This is a genomic window from Streptomyces sp. NRRL B-1347 (assembly GCF_000720325.1).
Classification (GTDB): Bacteria; Actinomycetota; Actinomycetes; order Streptomycetales; family Streptomycetaceae; genus Streptomyces.
On record NZ_JOJM01000188.1, the window covers coordinates 1 to 2,327 of the forward strand.

A 2,327-nucleotide genomic window follows, 5' to 3' on the forward strand; every position below is an offset into this window, starting at 1 on the left:
GGCGCCGCCCAAGCAGCGGCACACGGTGAAGCGGATCTTTGACCGGCTCGTTGACGAGCACGGTGCGGTCGAGGTGTCGTACGGGATGGTCCGGGCCTACGTCTACGAGCGACGCCCGGAGATCCAGATCGCGGCCGGTCTGGGTGTCGCGCGGGCGTTCGTGCCGCAGTCGCACCGGCCGGGCGCCGAGGCGGAGGTCGACTTCGGAGACGTGACCGTCCGGCTGAACGGCGAGCCGGTCAAGTGCAGCCTGTTCTCCTTCCGCCTGTCGTACTCGGGCAAGGCGGTGCACCGCGTCTTCGCCTCGGGCGGCCAGGAGGCGTTCTTCGAGGGGCACGTCCACGCCTTCAGCGTCCTCGGCGGGGTGCCGACCGGCAAGGTCCGCTACGACAACCTGAGTGCGGCGGTCTCCCAGGTGCTGGGGTTCAGCCGGTCGCGGGTGGAGACTGAGCGGTGGACCGCGTTCCGCTCGCACTACGGCCTGGAGGTGTTCTACTGCCGCCCGGGCATCTCCGGCGCCCATGAGAAGGGCGGGGTGGAGGGCGATATCGGCTACTTCCGCCGCAACCACCTGGTCCCGGTGCCCGAGGTCTCCTCGCTGGCCGAGCTGAATGCGATGGTCGACCGGTGGGATGAGTGGGACGAGGGGCGCCGGATCCGCTCGCGGCCGCGGACCGTGGGCGAGTACTTCGCTGCCGAGCGGGTGCTGCTGAAGCCGTTGCCCGACGAGCCGTTCGAGACAGGGCGGCTGTTCACGCTGCGGGTGAACCGCTACAGCCAGGTCGGTGTCTACACCAACCACTACTCGGTTCCGGTCCGCCTGGTCGGCAAGAAGGTCCGGGCCATGCTGCACGCCTCCGAGCTGGTGGTCTACGACGAAGGTGTGGAAGTCGCCCGGCACGAACGGCTGATCGGCAAGGCCCAGTCCCGCCTCCTGCTGGACCACTACCTGGAGGCACTGGTGCGCAAGCCCGGCGCCCTGCCCGGCGCGACCGCGCTCGAACAGGCCCGCGCCGCAGGCAAGTTCACCTCAATCCACGACGCTTGGTGGGACGCGGCCCGCCGGGCCCACGGTGACCAGGAAGGCACCCGGGCCCTGATCGAGGTCCTGATGCTGGCCCGGCACCTGCCCCACGAGTATCTGATCACCGGCCTGGCCGCGGCCCTACGGGCCGGGGCTCTGACGGCGGACGCGGTGGCCCTGGAAGCCCGCAAGGCCGCCGAAGCGGACGAGGCCCCCGCGACGCGGGAACCCGCAGGGGCCCCGGCGACCTTGCGGCTGCGGCAGCCGAACGTGACGTCCCTGACCGAACGACGGCTGACCCGGCTGCCGCCCGACACCCGGCCACTGCCCTCGGTGGCCGTCTACGACCAGTTACTGCGACACCGCCGGCCGCATGAGCGGCCCACGTCCGAGGGAGATGTGCCGTGACCGTCAAACGCCACCGTGGCCTGACCGAACAGGCCGCCGACGCCGCCATCGAAGCCTCTTGCAAGGCGCTTCGACTGCCCACGATCCGGGCCCAGTTCACCGACATCGCCGACCAGGCGGCGAAGGGCCAGATGACCTACCGGGGGTTCCTGGCCGAGCTGCTGCTGGCCGAGTGCGACGACCGGGCCCGCCGCCGGTCCGAGCGCCGTATCAAGGCCGCCGCGTTTCCCCGGCAGAAGTCGGTCCGGGACTTCGACTTCGACGCCAACCCCAACATCGACCCCGCCACCATCCACACCCTGGCCAAATGTGAGTGGGTCAAGAAGGGACTGCCGCTCTGCTTGATCGGCGACTCCGGCACCGGCAAGTCCCACCTGCTGATCGCGTTCGGCACCGAGGCCGCCATCGCCGGATTCCGGGTGAAGTACGTGCTGGCCACCAAGCTCGTCAACGAGCTGGTCGAGGCCGCGGACGAGAAGCAGCTGACCAAGACCATCGCACGCTACGGGCGCGTCGATCTTTTGTGCATCGACGAGCTCGGATACATGGAACTCGACCGGCACGGCGCCGAGCTGCTGTTCCAGGTGCTGACCGAACGCGAGGAGAAGAACAGCCTCGCCATCGCCTCCAACGAGAGTTTCGGCGGCTGGACCAAGACCTTCACCGACCCCCGCCTCTGCGCGGCCATCGTCGACCGGCTCACCTTCGGCGGGAACATCATCGAGACCGGCACCGACTCCTACCGCCTCCAGCAAACCCGGGCACGCAACGAGGGCACCGGATGACTTCCGGCCCACTGAGGTGACTCCCGTCGTGTGGACACTCTGACAATGGATCTTGTAGGTCCGAGGAAGGGTGTCCTGGTGGGACGGAAGTCTCCATATCCGGTGGAGTT

The 2,327-nt window shown here is 69.0% G+C and carries 2 protein-coding genes; both read left to right on the forward strand.

Annotated features, from left to right (window positions below; all coding sequences use genetic code 11):
* The coding region (istA, locus tag IG74_RS0144295) for an IS21 family transposase (RefSeq protein ID WP_037827303.1) at positions 1 to 1,432 on the forward strand (1,432 nt) is incomplete at its 5' end.
* Positions 1,429 to 2,217, forward strand: a complete 789-nt coding sequence (gene istB / locus IG74_RS0144300; RefSeq protein WP_030689429.1) for an IS21-like element helper ATPase IstB — start codon at positions 1,429 to 1,431, stop codon at positions 2,215 to 2,217. The genes istA and istB, both read left to right, overlap by 4 nt.
* Positions 2,218 to 2,327 lie beyond the last annotated feature (110 nt).